This window comes from Streptomyces sp. MH60, assembly GCF_002939385.1.
Classification (GTDB): Bacteria; Actinomycetota; Actinomycetes; order Streptomycetales; family Streptomycetaceae; genus Streptomyces.
Map to the genome: position 1 here is coordinate 75370 of NZ_MULI01000003.1, position 14153 is coordinate 89522.

General features: G+C 71.7%; 13 protein-coding genes. 8 read left to right on the forward strand and 5 right to left on the reverse strand.

The window, feature by feature from the left end:
* Positions 1-20: 20 nt before the first annotated feature.
* The 3 genes from BZZ08_RS03875 to BZZ08_RS03885 all read left to right on the forward strand — a co-directional run bounded on the left by BZZ08_RS03875 (position 21) and on the right by BZZ08_RS03885 (position 5318).
* Entirely contained in the window at positions 21-1688 is a 1668-nt protein-coding gene (locus tag BZZ08_RS03875) for a PucR family transcriptional regulator (RefSeq protein ID WP_104630699.1), read from the forward strand.
* A 175-nt stretch (positions 1689-1863) separates the two neighbouring features.
* Positions 1864-3240: a diaminopimelate decarboxylase gene (locus BZZ08_RS03880; protein WP_104630700.1), complete on the forward strand. Its 1377-nt coding sequence runs from the start codon at positions 1864-1866 to the stop codon at positions 3238-3240.
* Positions 3241-3365: 125 nt separating this feature from the next.
* The gene (locus tag BZZ08_RS03885) at positions 3366-5318 is read left to right on the forward strand and encodes an APC family permease (RefSeq protein ID WP_198601270.1); all 1953 of its coding nucleotides are present in this window, start codon (positions 3366-3368) and stop codon (positions 5316-5318) included.
* A 33-nt stretch (positions 5319-5351) separates the two neighbouring features.
* Here BZZ08_RS03885 and BZZ08_RS03890 read toward each other — a convergent pair whose 3' ends face one another.
* The 5 genes from BZZ08_RS03890 to BZZ08_RS03910 all read right to left on the reverse strand — a co-directional run bounded on the left by BZZ08_RS03890 (position 5352) and on the right by BZZ08_RS03910 (position 9803).
* Positions 5352-6389: a cytochrome d ubiquinol oxidase subunit II gene (locus tag BZZ08_RS03890; protein ID WP_104630832.1), complete on the reverse strand. Its 1038-nt coding sequence runs from the start codon at positions 6387-6389 to the stop codon at positions 5352-5354.
* Between the two features lie 121 nt (positions 6390-6510).
* Positions 6511-7926: a cytochrome ubiquinol oxidase subunit I gene (locus tag BZZ08_RS03895; RefSeq protein WP_104630833.1), complete on the reverse strand. Its 1416-nt coding sequence runs from the start codon at positions 7924-7926 to the stop codon at positions 6511-6513.
* Between the two features lie 140 nt (positions 7927-8066).
* A complete protein-coding gene (locus BZZ08_RS03900; RefSeq protein WP_104630702.1) occupies positions 8067-8510 on the reverse strand; it encodes an ATP-binding protein in 444 nt (147 codons plus the stop codon).
* Between the two features lie 244 nt (positions 8511-8754).
* Complete coding sequence (locus BZZ08_RS03905) at positions 8755-9153, reverse strand: DUF3662 domain-containing protein (protein ID WP_104630703.1); 399 nt, start codon at positions 9151-9153, stop codon at positions 8755-8757.
* A gap of 215 nt (positions 9154-9368) precedes the next feature.
* Positions 9369-9803: a MarR family transcriptional regulator gene (locus BZZ08_RS03910; RefSeq protein WP_104630834.1), complete on the reverse strand. Its 435-nt coding sequence runs from the start codon at positions 9801-9803 to the stop codon at positions 9369-9371.
* 182 nt (positions 9804-9985) lie between these two features.
* Here BZZ08_RS03910 and BZZ08_RS03915 point away from each other — a divergent pair, with 182 nt between their 5' ends.
* The 5 genes from BZZ08_RS03915 (at position 9986) to BZZ08_RS03935 (ending at position 14116) form a co-directional block, all read left to right on the forward strand.
* Complete coding sequence (locus BZZ08_RS03915) at positions 9986-11155, forward strand: PP2C family protein-serine/threonine phosphatase (RefSeq protein WP_104630704.1); 1170 nt, start codon at positions 9986-9988, stop codon at positions 11153-11155.
* 129 nt (positions 11156-11284) lie between these two features.
* On the forward strand, positions 11285-12181 hold the full coding sequence (locus BZZ08_RS03920; protein WP_104630705.1) for an STAS domain-containing protein: 897 nt from the start codon (positions 11285-11287) through the stop codon (positions 12179-12181).
* Positions 12178-12603 carry an STAS domain-containing protein gene (locus BZZ08_RS03925; protein ID WP_198601271.1) on the forward strand — a complete coding sequence of 142 codons (426 nt, stop codon included), beginning with the start codon at positions 12178-12180 and terminating at the stop codon, positions 12601-12603. The genes BZZ08_RS03920 and BZZ08_RS03925 overlap by 4 nt, the downstream gene beginning before the upstream one ends.
* On the forward strand, positions 12603-13046 hold the full coding sequence (locus BZZ08_RS03930) for an anti-sigma regulatory factor (RefSeq protein WP_104630706.1): 444 nt from the start codon (positions 12603-12605) through the stop codon (positions 13044-13046). Before BZZ08_RS03925 ends, BZZ08_RS03930 begins: the two co-directional genes overlap by 1 nt.
* The gene (locus BZZ08_RS03935) at positions 13043-14116 is read left to right on the forward strand and encodes a SpoIIE family protein phosphatase (protein WP_104630707.1); all 1074 of its coding nucleotides are present in this window, start codon (positions 13043-13045) and stop codon (positions 14114-14116) included. The genes BZZ08_RS03930 and BZZ08_RS03935 overlap by 4 nt, the downstream gene beginning before the upstream one ends.
* The last annotated feature ends 37 nt before the right edge of the window (positions 14117-14153 follow it).

Genomic DNA, 14153 nt, shown 5'->3' on the forward strand with positions numbered 1-14153 from the left:
CGGCCGACGATGATGGACGTATGGCAGCACAGGAACCCGACCGGCCCGACAGCGGTCCGTCGCTGGAGCAGATCCTCGGTCTGATCGCCCCCGGCATGCTGGATGTCGTCGTGGCGCCGCGCGGCTCCGGTGTGCCAGTGGCCGACGTGGTGCTGCACGACCCGGGTGAGGAGCGGGACGACGACGCCTGGGCGGCATCCGGACTGATCCTGCTCGCGGTCGGTGTGGACGTCGCCTCGCCGGAGGCGGTCGACGTGCTGCGCGGTGCCGACCGGGCCGGAGCCGCGGCCGTGGTGCTGAGGCGGGGTGCTCGCGGGCCGCGGACGGCGCTGCTGGAGGCGGCCGCTTCGGGACGTACGGCGCTGCTCACCCGGCGGCCGGGGCAGGGATGGACGGAGCTGCTCGGCCAGCTGCGCACCGCCCTGGCGCACAGCGCCCCGACCGGAACGGCCGGGGTGGCGGGCCTGCGGCTCGGTGACCTGTCAGGACTGGCCAACACGGTGGCGGCCCTGGTCGGCGGCGCGATCACCATCGAGGACCCTCAGTCGCGGGTGCTCGCCTACTCGCGAATGGACCATGAGCCGGACCCGATGCGCAGGCTGACGATCCTCGGACAGGAGGTCCCGCGCTGGCGGGTGGACGAACTGCGCGAGAGCGGCTTCTTCCAGGCCCTGTGGAGCACCGACGGCGTCGTACGTCTGCCCGCCGACGACCGGTACGCGGAACGGCTGGCCGTCGCGGTGCGCCACGGGTCGGAGGTCCTCGGCTCGCTCTGGGCCGCCGCCGACGGCCGGCCGCTGGCCGAGGACGCGGCGGCGGCGCTGCACACGGCGGCGCGGGCCGCCGTGCCGCATCTGTCCCACCACCAGACCTGGGGCCGGGCCGCGGCCAGGGCGCGCGAGGGCGCGGTGCACGCCCTGCTCGACGGGAGCGGGCAGGCGGCCCGCGTCGCGCACGAAGCCGGGGTCGCGCCGGGCCGGCCGTACACGGTGATGGTCGCGGAGGCCTACGACGGCCGGGATCTGGCAGGTGCGCCCAACGGGACAGCGGGAGCAGCCGCCGAGCAGCGGGTGCTGGACGTGCTCGCGCTGCAGGCCGCGGCGTACCGGCCGGGCTGTGCGACGGCGCGGTCGGGGCGACGGCTGTACGTCCTGCTTCCGGCGGGGGAGGAGGAGAGGGACCCGGCGCGGGCCCTGCTGGCGGCGGCTCGCTCGGTGCCGCGCGGTGTGGTGTTCGCGGGCGTCGGCCCGGTGACGTCCGACCTGTCGGAGCTGCCCGCGTCGCGCGAGGCCGCGGAGCTGGTGGTGCGGGTGCTGGGGGAGCGGGCCGCGCGGCTGCCTGCCGCGGACGTGGTGTCCGCGGTGGCGGCGTTCGGTGAGCTGGTTCCCGAGGTGTCCGCGCTGCGGGTGCTCGACCGGATCGCGCCGTTGTGGGAGAACCTGTCGGGTCCGGTGCACGCGATGGTGGAGCACGACCGGGCGCACGGCTCGGAGTACGGCGCGTCGGTCGCCGCCTACATCGACGCCTTCGGTGACACGGGCACGGCAGCCGGTCGTCTGAACGTGCATCCGAACACCCTGCGGTACCGGCTGCGGCGGGCCCGGGAGCTGTTCGGCATCGACCTGGCGGACCCGACCGTACGGCTCCTGGCGGACATCGGACTGCGGCTGGCGCGGCGCACGGGGTGAGACCGCGGCCCGGGACATTGATCATCTCACTGTGGTGATGCACAGCATTTTGGTTCGACCGTGGTCGCACCGAACGAAGACGCGGCGGGTTCCGCGGAACGAAGCTGTGCAAGGCAGAACGGCCGGCCGCCCGACGAGCGCCGTGCACGACCGACGCGTCTGGAGTGTGTTGACAGTGACTTCCGGTTCCCCCCACCAGCGCGGCAGCGCCCGTGAAGCCGCCCTCGCCCGGGCCGTCGAGGACGGCCTGCTGGGCCCGCGGGCGCCCCTGGTCGGTCTCCTCGACGTCGACGGTGTGCTTGCCGCCGTCGAGGCGCTGAACGAGGCGTTCGAGGGACCGGCCGCGGTACAGCACACGTTCGCGGCGAAGGCGTGCGGGCTGGTGCCCGTGCTGCGGCTGCTCGCGGAGGCGGGCATGGGGTGCGAAGTGGCCTCACCCGGAGAACTGGAGCAGGCACTGGCGGCCGGGTTCACCTACGACCGGCTGGTCTTCGACAGCCCCGCCAAGACGGTCGAGGAGCTCGAGTTCGCCCTGGCCCACGGAATCGCGATCAACCTGGACAACTTCCAGGAGATGGCCCGCGTCGACGGCCTGCTGGCCGGCCGAGAGGCCTCCGGGCCCATCGGGCTGCGAGTGAACCCTCAGGTCGGCGCCGGTGCCATCGGTGCGATGAGTACGGCCACCGCGACCTCCAAGTTCGGCGTCGCACTGCGCGACGAGGGAGCCGTCGACGCGGTGATCGAGGCTTTCGCGCGCCGGCCGTGGCTCAACCGGCTGCACGCCCACGTGGGCTCCCAGGGCTGCCCGCTGCCGCTCATCGCCCAGGGGGTGCGGGCGGCGTACGAACTGGCCGAGCGCATCAACACCGAACTGGACCGCGCCCAGATCACCGGACTCGACATCGGCGGTGGCCTGCCCGTCGACTTCGACAGCGATGACGACCGCCCGACGTACGCGGACTACGTCGCCGAACTCCGCACCGCCGTACCCGGCCTCTTCGACGGCCGCTATGCCCTGATCACGGAGTTCGGCCGTTCCCTGCTCGCCAAGAGCGGCACCATCGGCTCGATCGTCGAATACACCAAGACGGCCGGCGGCCGGCGGATCGCGGTCACGCACGCCGGCGCCCAGGTGGCCACCCGCACGGTCTTCATGCCGGACGCCTGGCCGCTGCGCGTCGGGGTGTTCGACGCCACGGGCCGTCCCAAGCAGGGCCCGACCGAGGTCGTCGACGTCGCGGGCCCGTGCTGTTTCGCCGGCGACCTGACGGCGACCGGGCGCGAGCTGCCGGCCGTCGAGCCGGGCGACGTGGTGGCGCTGTACGACACCGGGGCGTACTACTTCTCCTCGCACTTCTCCTACAACTCCCTGCCACGGCCCGCCGTCTACGGCTATCGGACGGATTCCGGCGGACGGGTCGCCTTCGCCCTCGTGCGCGAGGCGCAGAGCGTGCGCGGCGTGGTCGAGGAGAGCGGACTCTCCCAGGCGGACGCCCTGGTGGCGCTGCGCGCCGGCGACGCCGCGGACGAGGCGAAGGAGACGGCGGAATGACACGCGGGAGGGCACCCTCCGCCTCCGTCCCACCGCCCTGCCCACCCGCTGAGCGGGCGTAGGCGCGTGGTGCCTGCCGGTGGTGTCTACCCGGTTCCGGACCGGCCACCCGGTCTCATGGCCGTATGACTCTCGATCGGCCGATGTACCGCGTCAAGCGGCGTCTGCTCGGCAAGCCGCTCACCACCGAACGTGTCACCGAGGAGAAACTGAGCAACCGGACGGCCCTCGGGGTGCTCGCCTCCGACTGCATCAGTTCGTCCGCCTACGGCTCCGAGGAGATGCTCCGGGTCCTCGTGCCGGTCGCCGGAGCGGCCGCGTTCACGCTGGTCATGCCGGTGACCGGGGCGATTCTGCTGGTGTTGCTGCTGCTGACACTCTGCTACAGCGATGTCGTCACGATCTACAGCCGGGCCGGCGGCTCCTATGTGGTGGCCCGGGAGAACTTCGGGCCGAACATCGCGCAAGTCGCCGCGGTGGCCCTGCTCGTCGACTACATCGTCACTGTCGCCGTCCAGGTGTCGGCCGGCACGAGCGCGCTGATCTCACTCGCCCATCTCGTCGGCAACGGCTGGACGGGGCTGGATCACCTCCAGTTGCCGGTCTCCGTGGCGGTGATCGTGCTGCTGGGGTTCGGGAATCTGCGCGGGGTGCGCGAGGCGGGCCGGATGTTCGCGCTGCCCGCCTACCTCTTCGTCGCCGCGATGGGCCTGGTCTTCGTCGTCGCGGCGGTGCGCGGACTGAGCGGCGGGCTGCCGCACGCCGACCTGAACGCTCCCGGCGTCGTGCCTCTGGGGACCCCGGGCGACGGCTGGCTCTACGGTGCGTCGCTCTTCATCGTGCTGCGTTCCTTCGCCAACGGCGGCTCCTCCCTCACCGGACTCGAAGCGATCTCGAACGGCATCTCCGCCTTCCGCGAACCACAGGGCCGCAACGCCCGGCACACCCTCATCGCCATGAGCTGCGTGCTCGCCGTCCTGGTCCTGGGCGTCTCCACCCTCGCCCACTTCACCCACGCCGTCCCGTACACCGACGGGACCCCGACCGTCATCGCACAGGAGGCGAGGCTCGCCTTCGGGAACGGCACCGTGGGGACGATCGGTCTGGTCCTCGTCCAGCTGGCGACCGCGCTCGTCCTCTACACGGGTGCCAACACGCCCTTCACCGGGTTTCCGTACCTGGCCAGCTTCGTCGCACAGGACCGGTTCCTGCCGCGGGTGCTCACCCGGCGCGGGCACCGGCTGGCCTTCTCCAACGGCATCGTCACGCTCTCCGCGCTCTCGCTGGCCCTGCTGCTCGGCACGGGCGCCAACGTGGACAAGCTGGTGGCCCTCTACGCGATCGGCGTGTTCACCGCCTTCACCATGGCAGGGGCCGGTCTCACCGCCTACCACCTGCGCAGGCGCGAGTCACAGCGCCGGGTGAAGATCGCGGTCAACGCGCTGGCGGCGGTCGTCTCCGCCGCCGTGGTGCTGATCTTCGCCGTCACGAAGTTCACCGAGGGCGCCTGGCTGGTCGTCGTGGTCTTCCCACTCGGGGTCTGGGTACTGATCCGGATCAACCGCGAGTACCGGCGCGAGGCCGCCGCCCTGGAGCGGCTGCCCGTGGGCGCGGACCGGCCGCGTACGCGCCGCCACCGGGTGTTCGTGCTGGTCGAGACGCTGGACCTGGCCACTCTGAAAGCCCTGCGGTACGCCCACGAGCTGCGGCCCGACAACGTCAGGGCGGTCCACTTCGCCATCGACGAGGCACACGCGCGCCGGCTGTCCGCTCGCTGGGCGTCCACGTCCGCGACCTCGGTCGAGTTGGAAGTGGTGGCGTGCCCCGACCGCCGCCTCCGTCACGCGATGCGGGAACTCGCCGTGAGAACCACGGACGACGGGGACACGTCCCTGACGGTGCTCGTGCCCCGGCGGATGTACGCCAACGCCCTCGGCAAACTCCTCCACCGGGGCACGGGGGAGAAGATGTCCAGAGCGCTGGAGCAACTGCCGCACGTGGCGGTCACGATCCTGCCGTTCAACGCGTCGCACGCCATGCAGGCCCTGGAACGGGACCAGCTGCCCGACGTGGACTGATCTTGTCGCTCAGTCGCTCAGTCGCTCAGTCGCTCAGTCGCTCGACGCCTCGGAAGAGGGGGAGGAGCCGGGCCCGGCGGCAGGTGCGCGCCGCTGGAACGTGGCGTACAGCAGCCACAGCGAGGGGACGAGCAGGAGGGCTCCCACGGCCAGTACCACCAGGCAGGCCGCCAGGACCGCACCGTCCGAAGCGGCCTGCTCGACCGTCGTCCCGCCGACCAGCATCGCCGGGTACTGCGCCGCGCCCCACGCCCAAATGATCGCGGCGACCGCCAGCGCCGAGACGGGACGGGCCGGCACGAAGCGGTTGCGGTGCAGCAGGGCGAGGCCGAGGAGACCGGCCACGACGCTCACGACGACCAGCGGCAGCGCCCGGTGGGTCAGCCCGTGGAAGAGCACGGGGGCGTCGGCGTGCAGTACGGCGATACCGGCGCCCGCGACGGCACCGCTGACCAGGCCGCTGATGACGGCGCGACGGGCGAAGGCCGAGGCGAGCGCCCGCTCGCCGGCGCGGGCGGCGTCGGCACACAGGTACACCGCGGCGAGATGGGCGCAGGTGGTGACCGCGAGGACGCCGCCGAGGGCAGACGTCGGATTGAGCCAGCTGGTGATCACGTTGCCGGCGGCGAGTCCCGGCGGGACCCGTCCGGAGGCGACCGCCCCCGCGACGGCGCCGAGGAAGAACGGCGTGATCAGCGAGGACAGAGCGAAGCAGGCCCCGAACAGCCGCTGCTGCCACAGTTCGGTGCTCGCTTTGCGGAAAGCGAAGGCGGCCCCGCGCGCGATGATGCCCAGGGCAGCGAGCGTCAGCGGCAGGTAGAGCGTGGACATGACGGCGGCGAACACGGGGGAGAAGGCCGACCACAGCAGCACGATCACGAAGATGAGCCATACGTGGTTGGCCTCCCAGATGGGGCCGATGCTGTGCTCGATCAGGCGCCGCTGGGGCAGTCCGCGCCGGGAACCACCGGCGAGCAGGTCCCACACGCCGGCCCCGAAGTCCGCCCCGCCGAACAGGGCGTAGCAGGTGAGGCCCACCCACATGACAGCAAGAGCCGTGTCTGCGAGCACGGTCACCTCCGGTGCTGGCCGACTGGGCGGCGCGAGAAGGGGTTCGGGTGGTGGAAGCAGCGGGCGGGGGAGTGCTCGGGGCGCGGCGGGCGGTGCGGAGCGCCGGGAGGCCGGGGACCGGTCATACGACGGGGTAGCTCTCGACGTCCTGTTCCTGCGGTGCCAGGGGCACGGCGGTGCCCTTGGCGAGGCGGCGGAGCACATAGACGGTCGCGACGGTCATGCCGGCATAGACGATCAGCACCAGCCACAGTCCGGTCATGAGCCCCGGCGCCGGGTTGACGGCATCACGCACGCTCATGACTCCCCAGACGATCCAGGGCTGCCGCCCGAGTTCGGTGACGCACCAGCCGCTCTCCAGCGCGATCACCGAGGCCGGACCGCCGATCGCGGCCAGTGTCAGGAACAGCCGGGACCCGCGCTGGTCGAGCAGCTCACCCCGGGACCGGCGTCCGCGCCACCAGGAGAGCAACAGCCAGGCTCCGAGGGCCAGGAGGAACAATCCGATCCCCACCATGACGTCGAACGCCCAGTGCACGCCCGTCACCGCCGGCCACTGGTCGCGGGGTACCTTGTCCAGGCCCTGGACGACGGTCTCCGGCGAGTAGCCGACCAGCAGGGAAAGGCCGTTGGGGATCTCCAGCCCGTAGCGCAGGGCGTCGTCACGCGCGATGCCGCCGAGGGTCAGCGGCACGTGCGAACCGGTGGTGAACACCCCCTCGATCGCCGCCAGTTTCGCCGGCTGGAACTCCGCCAGGAACCGCGCGGCCCAGTCCCCCACGACGAGCTGGAAGGGCGTCACCACCGCTCCCAGCGTGAAAGGGATGTAGAACCCCGCCTTGTGGTAGGCGTCCCGGCGGCCCCGCAGCAGGGCGACCGCGTAGACCGCGGCCGTCAGGAAGGACGCCACGATGAACGCGGCGAGGATCATGTGCACGGTCTGCGGCGGGCTCGCGGGATTGAGCATCGCGGCCCAGGGGTCCACGTCGACGACCTTCCCCTTGCGCAGCACGAAGCCACGGGGCTGGTTCATCCAGGCGTTGGCGCAGACCACGAAGAACGCGGAGGCGACACCCGCCACCACGATCGGCAGCCCGGTGAGCAGGTGCCGCCGGGGCGGGAGGCGGTCCCAGGCGTAGAGGTAGATGCCCAGAAAGATCGCCTCGATGAAGAAGGCGATGCCCTCCAGGGCGAAAGGCAGCCCGACGACCTGCCCGAACGTCCCCATCAGGCCCGGCCACAGCAGCCCCATCTCGAAGCTGAGGATCGTGCCGGACACCGCGCCCACGGCGAAGAGCACGCCCATCGCACGAGCCCACCTGCGCGCCAGGAGCCGGTGGGCGGGGTTTCCGGTACGGATGCCGTACCACTCGGCGATCAGCGTGAGCGCGGGCAGGCCCACACCGAGACACGCGACGACGATGTGCCAGGCGAGGGAGAACCCCATCTGCGCCCGGGCCGCGGCGAGGTCGCCCTCGGAGACCTTGTCCACGGCCAGTACGGCGGCCTGCCACGGCGTCGCGGCCAGATGATGCATGACGGCCACGCCAGCCTCCCAACGGTGAGCCATCCCCGGAGACATACCGTAATGCCCCGGTTTCTACCCCTTGAAGGTAGCGGCACGGAGGCGCCGAACCGTCGGCGCCACGCCTCGCCCGGACGGCCGGAAGCCGCGGGTCAGCCCAGCGAGTCGCCGGCCCTGGGCCGGCGCGGCAGGCGGGCGTGGACGGTCTTGCCCCGTCCGGGGACCGTGGTGACGCCGATCCTGCTGGTGAGGCGGCGGACCATGGGCCATCCGAACCCGCCGGTGCCCCCGTCGAGGTCGGGGGTCCGTTCCCGTGGGGGCGCGGGGTCGGGATCGCTGACGGCGGCGTTGAGCGCGTCGGCGGTCGCCGTGAGTTCGAGCGTGTACCGGCCGCCGCCATGACGCAGGGCGTTGGTGGTGAGCTCGGAGACCACGAGGACGAGAGTCTCCACCGTCTCGGCGGCCGGGGCCGGGTCCAGTCCGTCGACGAAGGCACGAGTGACGTCACGAGCGTGAGCGATGCCGCAAGGGCTGTCACCTTCGGTACGGACCGGAAACCCGGGGGTGAAGGTACGTGTGGTGTCGGTGTCGGTCATGCACTACCACCCGGTCCTGATCGGTTGTGCCGGCAGGCCCAGCGTGTGCCCGCCCGACGGCATTTCAACCCGTAACGCCCTCTTGCGGCGTATGCGCATCATGCTTTTCCGCGGCCGACGAGGGACATCTCCCCGGCGGCATTGGATGGTTGACCCCTGGAACCGGCTACGCCTTCAGTCGGGCACAGGCTTCCGCGTTCGCGTTCACGGATTCCGTCCTGAAGCGCCTCATCGCCTCATCGCCTCATCGCCTTTTCGCCGGAGCAATACGGCTGTGCACGCGAAACCGGTCGGTACGGTCGTCCGGCGCGGGGCACAGGCGAACCGTGACGGGGCCGGCGAAGGTGTACCCCCGCTCGGCCGCATGGCGGCGGACGTGGGCGGCGAGCGCGGGCGCCACGGGCACCGGGCTGTCCGAGATCAGGCGGTGGGTCTGCGGAAGCAGTTCGATGACGTAGGCGTTGGGTGCCACGACGCGCTGCCGACCGACGATCAGGGCGTTCTCGTCGCACTGCCGCAATAACGTCGTCAGGGCCTCGCCGTGCGGCTGCCGAGCCGGTGACAGGCGGCCCCACACGTTCCTTACCCACTGCTCCATGGAGCGTTCGCTTTCGAGGAATCCCATCGGGGGCGCCTGCCCCATCACGTCCTGAGCAGGCTCACCCGTACGGGCGCATCTCCGGCGGCACGGCAGCGCCGCGCTTTCCGTGCGGAGCACCGCCGGAACGGCCGGTCCGTCACCGAAGTGAGCGATATGGCACACAGTCGCGGCAGAACTCGCTTCGAGCGGGTAGACGGGGTCAGGACAGGGGGTGCCGGGTATGAGGGGAGAGGACCTGAGATGCTGCGAGCGCTGGGTCAGGCCGTGCGGCTGTCGGAGTCCGTCACGTCATCGTGCATCTGCGCTGCCGCGCTGTCGCAGAACGCCTCCAGCCCTTCCAGCAGGGCCACTCGCTTGGCGGCGGGCATGTCCGCGAGTACCTTCCGCAGTTCCTTCTCCCTTCGGGTGCGCAGGTCGGCGAGGAAGGCGCGGCCTCGGCTGCTGAGGTGCAGCCGCACCTCACGCCTGTCCTCCGGACGCGTCACCCGCTCGACGAATCCGGCCGCGTGCAGGCGGTCGCACAGTCGGCTGGTGGACGGTGGCGTGGAGGCGAGGGACTCGGCAAGAGTGCGCAGGTTGATGCCGTCGTGGTGCTCGAGGATGTGCAGCACGCGCAGCTGGGAAGCGGACGTGGGCGCCGTGGAGGCCCGGCCCCACACGACTTCCAGCAGCTCGACGGCCGTCGTGGTCACACGCGCGACCTCGTCGGGCTCCGGGCGGCGGAAGGCAGTCACGATCACACTCTCGCAGGCGCTGGGGTGCCTGCCAGCGTACTAGGCGCGCTCGCCGAGCGCAGACGGTCCGGGGCGACCGATGCCACTCCGTGAGCGAGACGTGTTTCGTTGTAGGACGAAAGATAGGTGTTTATCCCATCATGAACAGATTCGTAGCCGCCGAGCGCGCTCTGCGTACGGCGGCTCCGCACGAGCTGCTCGACGCCATCCGTGCCGTACTGGCCGACCAGTACGGTGGGGAGGACGTCGAGCTGTTCATGGCGGATTACGGCCTGACCGTGCTTCAGCCGGTGTCGGTGCTCCCGCACACCATGGAGCCGGTGTCGGTGCACAACAGTCCCGCCGGGCGGGCCTTCGGCTCGCAGGAGCCCTATCGCGAGGACACCGGGGACGGGCGGGCGCGCCTGCATCTTCCGGTCAGTGTGCGCGGCGACCGGCTCGGCGTGCTGAGCGTCACGCTGCCCGGGGCCGACCCCGCCCGGGAGCGGGAGTCCGAACTGGCCGAGATCGCCTCCGTGCTGGGGCACGAGGTGATGGTGGCGGAACGCGACACCGATCTGTACCTCCAGGCGCGGCGCAGGGACCGGCTGACCCTGGCCGCCGAGATGCAGTGGCAGTTGCTGCCCGGCCGTTCCAGCTCGCGTCCCGAGTACGAGTTGGGTGCTCAGCTGGAGCCCGCCTACGCCATCTACGGCGACAACTTCGACTGGTCCGCCACCGCCGACCATCTGATGCTGTACGTCACCAACGGCATGGGCGAGGGCGTGGAGGCGTCCCTGCTGACGAACCTGGTGATCAACGCCCTGCGCAACGCGCGCCGCGCCGGCATTTCCATCGCCGACCAGGCCGCACTGGCCGATCAGGCGGTCTACGCCCACTACCAGGGGCGCTGCTACCTGTCCGTCCTCATGTTCGACTTCGACCTGGCTGCCGGCCGGGCGAGCGTGGTGGACGCCGGCTCCCCCCAGCTGCTGCGGCTGCGGGACGGCAAGGTGGAACGTGTGTCCTTCGAGGCCCAGCTGCCTCTGGGCATGTTCGAGGAGACCGACTACGTGGTGCAGGACTTCCACGTGGAGCCCGGTGACCGCCTCGTCTGCGTCAGCGACGGCGTCCACGCGGTGGCCTCTCCGAAGGGAGAGACCTACGGCGATGTGGCCCTCGCCCGGGCCATCCACGCGACCCGGCTGCTGCCCGCCGCGGAGGTGCCGCGCGCCATCCTGCGGGAGTTGACCGGCCACCGCGGCGAGGCCGTGCCGGATGACGACGCCCTGGTCGTGTGTCTGGACTGGCACGGAAGGCGGGACGGCTGACGGCCGGGTCCGGCCAGTTGTGGCGATCGCGTGTTGTTCGGCTCATTCCGTCACGCTAACGTTTGTCATCCGGCAATAATTGCCGGATGGCCCGTCATTCGGCGGGCCACAGGACGCAGCAGGGAGACGATGCAGGTGGCGGAGCACGACACGGCCCCCGAGACGGCGCAGGAGCTGGGCGCCTTCCTGGAACGCCGACGCGAGCAGATCGCCCAGCGATGGGCGGACGCCGCACTGTTCCGCACGGTCTTCACGGTCTCGAGAGACGAGGCGGTCGAGGCAGGCAAGGCGGTGGTGGACGCCCTGGCGGACGTGGCCCGCACCGGGCGGCTGGAGGACGTCACGGCGCCCGGTTACAGCGCCGTGAGAGACCAGTTGGGGCGGATGTCCGCCTCCCGCAGCCGGGCCGGCCAGAGCCCGTCGCAGATCGCCGAGGAGATCGCCGGCCTGCGCGAGCCGGTCGGTGCCCTGCTGCGGGCCGACTTCGAGGAGCGCTCCGTCGAGCAGGCGAACGCCAGCCTGTTGGCGCTGACCGTTCTCATGGGCACGCTCCGCCTCGTGGTGATGCAGACGACCGTGCACGCCGGCGACGAGCTGATCGCTCGCCAGCGTGAGCAACTGCTGGAGGTCGCCACCCCGGTCATCCAACTGTGGGAGGGCGTCGTCGCCGTGCCGCTGATCGGCACCCTGGACAGCGCCCGCAGCCAGGTGGTGATGGAGAACCTGCTGGAAGCGATCGTGGCCCAGCGGGCCCGGTACGCCATCCTCGACATCACCGGTGTGCCGACCGTGGACTCGCTCGTGGCGCAGCACCTGATGAAGACCGTCGCCGCGGCCCGTCTCATGGGGGCCGAATGCATCGTCTCCGGAATCCGGCCCGCCATCGCCCAGACCATCGTCCACCTCGGCATCGACCTCGGGTCGATCACCACCCGCGCCTCCCTGGCCGACGCCCTGGCGCACGCCCTCACCCGGCAGGGCATCGTCGTCTCCCCACGGGCGGTCGGGGGAGCGAGCGCGCCGTGACCGGGTTCTCCACCTCCCCGCCGGTGCCGGTGCACGTGCCGGTGCTCGCGCTGGGGGATGTCCTGCTGGTCACGCTGCAGGGAGAACTGCACGACGGGGCGGCCGAACAACTGCAGGACGACGTGGCCCACCGCATCGCCTCCAGCACGGCACCGGTCGCAGGTGTGGTGATCGACATCTCCGGCGTGGAGATCGTCGACTCCTTCCTCGGCCGCGTCCTGGCCGAGATCGCGGCGGCCGCGAGCCTGCTGGCCACCCGCACGGTCCTGGCCGGGATGCGTCCTGCCGTGGCCATCACCCTCGTGGAGCTGGGTCTGACCCTGCCCGGCCTGGTGACGGCCCTGGACGTCGAAGCGGCCGTGGCCCTGTTGGGACGAGGCCCTCGGCCCGCTCCCCACGTTCACCCGGAAGGGGGTGCGTGATGCATGCCCCATCCGCCTCGACGACACGTCTGCACATCGGCTCGGACGCGGACCTGGCCTGGGTCCGCCACGAAGTACGCCAGGCCGCTGCCGGCCTCGGCTTCAGCCTGGTCCAGCAGACGAAGCTGGTGACCGCGGCCAGCGAACTGGCCCGCAACACACTCGTGCACGGCGGCGGCGGACACGTGGAGATGACACCTCTCGACGACGGTGTCCGCCGCGGACTGCGGCTGGCCTTCACGGACGAGGGCCCCGGAATCCCGGACCTGGAGCTGGCCATGACCGACGGATACACCTCCGGCGGCGGCCTGGGCCTCGGCCTGAGCGGAGCCAAGCGGCTCGTCCAGGAATTCACCCTCGACAGCCGTCCCGGACAGGGCACCACCGTCACCCTCACCGACTGGGTCACCGCCCTCCCCTCCGCCCGTACGGGCGGATCATGAGCAGGGTCTGGGACATCCCGCTCCAGGACAGCACACGGGTCCGCGACGCCCGCGTCGCGGTGGAAGCCGCCTGCGCCGCCAGCGGCCTGGACGCGCACGCCACGGCGGTCGCCGCCCTGGTGACCACCGAACTGGCCACCAACCTGGTCAAACACGCCAACGGCGGACGCATCATCATCAATCTGACCGGCCCCTCCGACACCCTCGCGGAGACCGTGCCGCAGGTGCAGATCATCTCGCTCGACCACGGCCCCGGCATCGACGACATCCAGGCGACCCTGCGGGACGGCTACACCACCTCCGCCGTCTCCCTCGGCGCCGGCCTGGGCACCTGCCTGCGCATAGCCGGCGACTTCGACCTCCACAGCCGACCGGGCCGAGGCACCGTGGCCATGGCGCGCATCAACGCGTCAGTGACATCCGCCGGCCGCCGGTCCCGGCCGGTCCGCTCCGCCACGGGAGCCCGGGCCGGGGGAGTCAACACCTCACTCGCCCACGCCGAGCACTCCGGAGACTCCTTCGCCTGGGTGCGCTCGGGCCCGCGACTCACCCTGATGCTCGCGGACGGACTCGGGCACGGCGAAGCGGCGGCCCGGGCGTCCACCGCCGCCGTCCACGCGCTGCACGTAACCGCCGACCGGTCACCGGCCGAGATCCTCAGGCAGTTGCACGCCGCCCTGCACGACACGCGAGGCGCGGCCGTAGGCGTGGCGCAGCTCGACGAGAGCAGGGGCCGGCTCTCCTTCGCCGGTGTCGGCAACACCGGCGCCCGGCTCCGCACGGACGGCTCCTGGCGCTCCCTCACGTCCCACCCGGGCATCGTCGGAGCGCACTTCCCCGCGCGGGTGCCCGTGCACGAGGAGGCGTGGCAGGCGGACAGCCTGCTCGTCCTGCACAGCGACGGGCTCCCCAGCCGGTGGGAGCCGCCGCACGACCCCGCGCTCCAAGCCCACGACCCGGCCCTGGTGGCCGCGGTCGTCCTGCGGGACGCCGGCAGCGCGGCTCGCCCCCTGCGTGACGACACCAGCGTGGCCGTACTGACCCCCGGCCCCGGGGGCGGACGTCCGTGACCGTGACCTCCGACGCCCGGAAGGTCGTGTCCGTCAC

What these genes read in the sequence shown, in the direction of transcription:
- BZZ08_RS03920 (WP_104630705.1), top strand. Translation starts at nt 11,285, where the DNA reads ATGCAGGTGGCGGAGCACGACACGGCCCCCGAGACGGCGCAGGAGCTG.
- BZZ08_RS03915 (WP_104630704.1), top strand. Translation starts at nt 9,986, where the DNA reads ATGAACAGATTCGTAGCCGCCGAGCGCGCTCTGCGTACGGCGGCTCCG.
- BZZ08_RS03875 (WP_104630699.1), top strand. Translation starts at nt 21, where the DNA reads ATGGCAGCACAGGAACCCGACCGGCCCGACAGCGGTCCGTCGCTGGAG.
- BZZ08_RS03935 (WP_104630707.1), top strand. Translation starts at nt 13,043, where the DNA reads ATGAGCAGGGTCTGGGACATCCCGCTCCAGGACAGCACACGGGTCCGC.
- BZZ08_RS03900 (WP_104630702.1), bottom strand. Translation starts at nt 8,510, where the DNA reads ATGACCGACACCGACACCACACGTACCTTCACCCCCGGGTTTCCGGTC.
- BZZ08_RS03885 (WP_198601270.1), top strand. Translation starts at nt 3,366, where the DNA reads ATGACTCTCGATCGGCCGATGTACCGCGTCAAGCGGCGTCTGCTCGGC.
- BZZ08_RS03905 (WP_104630703.1), bottom strand. Translation starts at nt 9,153, where the DNA reads ATGGGGCAGGCGCCCCCGATGGGATTCCTCGAAAGCGAACGCTCCATG.
- BZZ08_RS03930 (WP_104630706.1), top strand. Translation starts at nt 12,603, where the DNA reads ATGCATGCCCCATCCGCCTCGACGACACGTCTGCACATCGGCTCGGAC.
- BZZ08_RS03895 (WP_104630833.1), bottom strand. Translation starts at nt 7,926, where the DNA reads ATGCATCATCTGGCCGCGACGCCGTGGCAGGCCGCCGTACTGGCCGTG.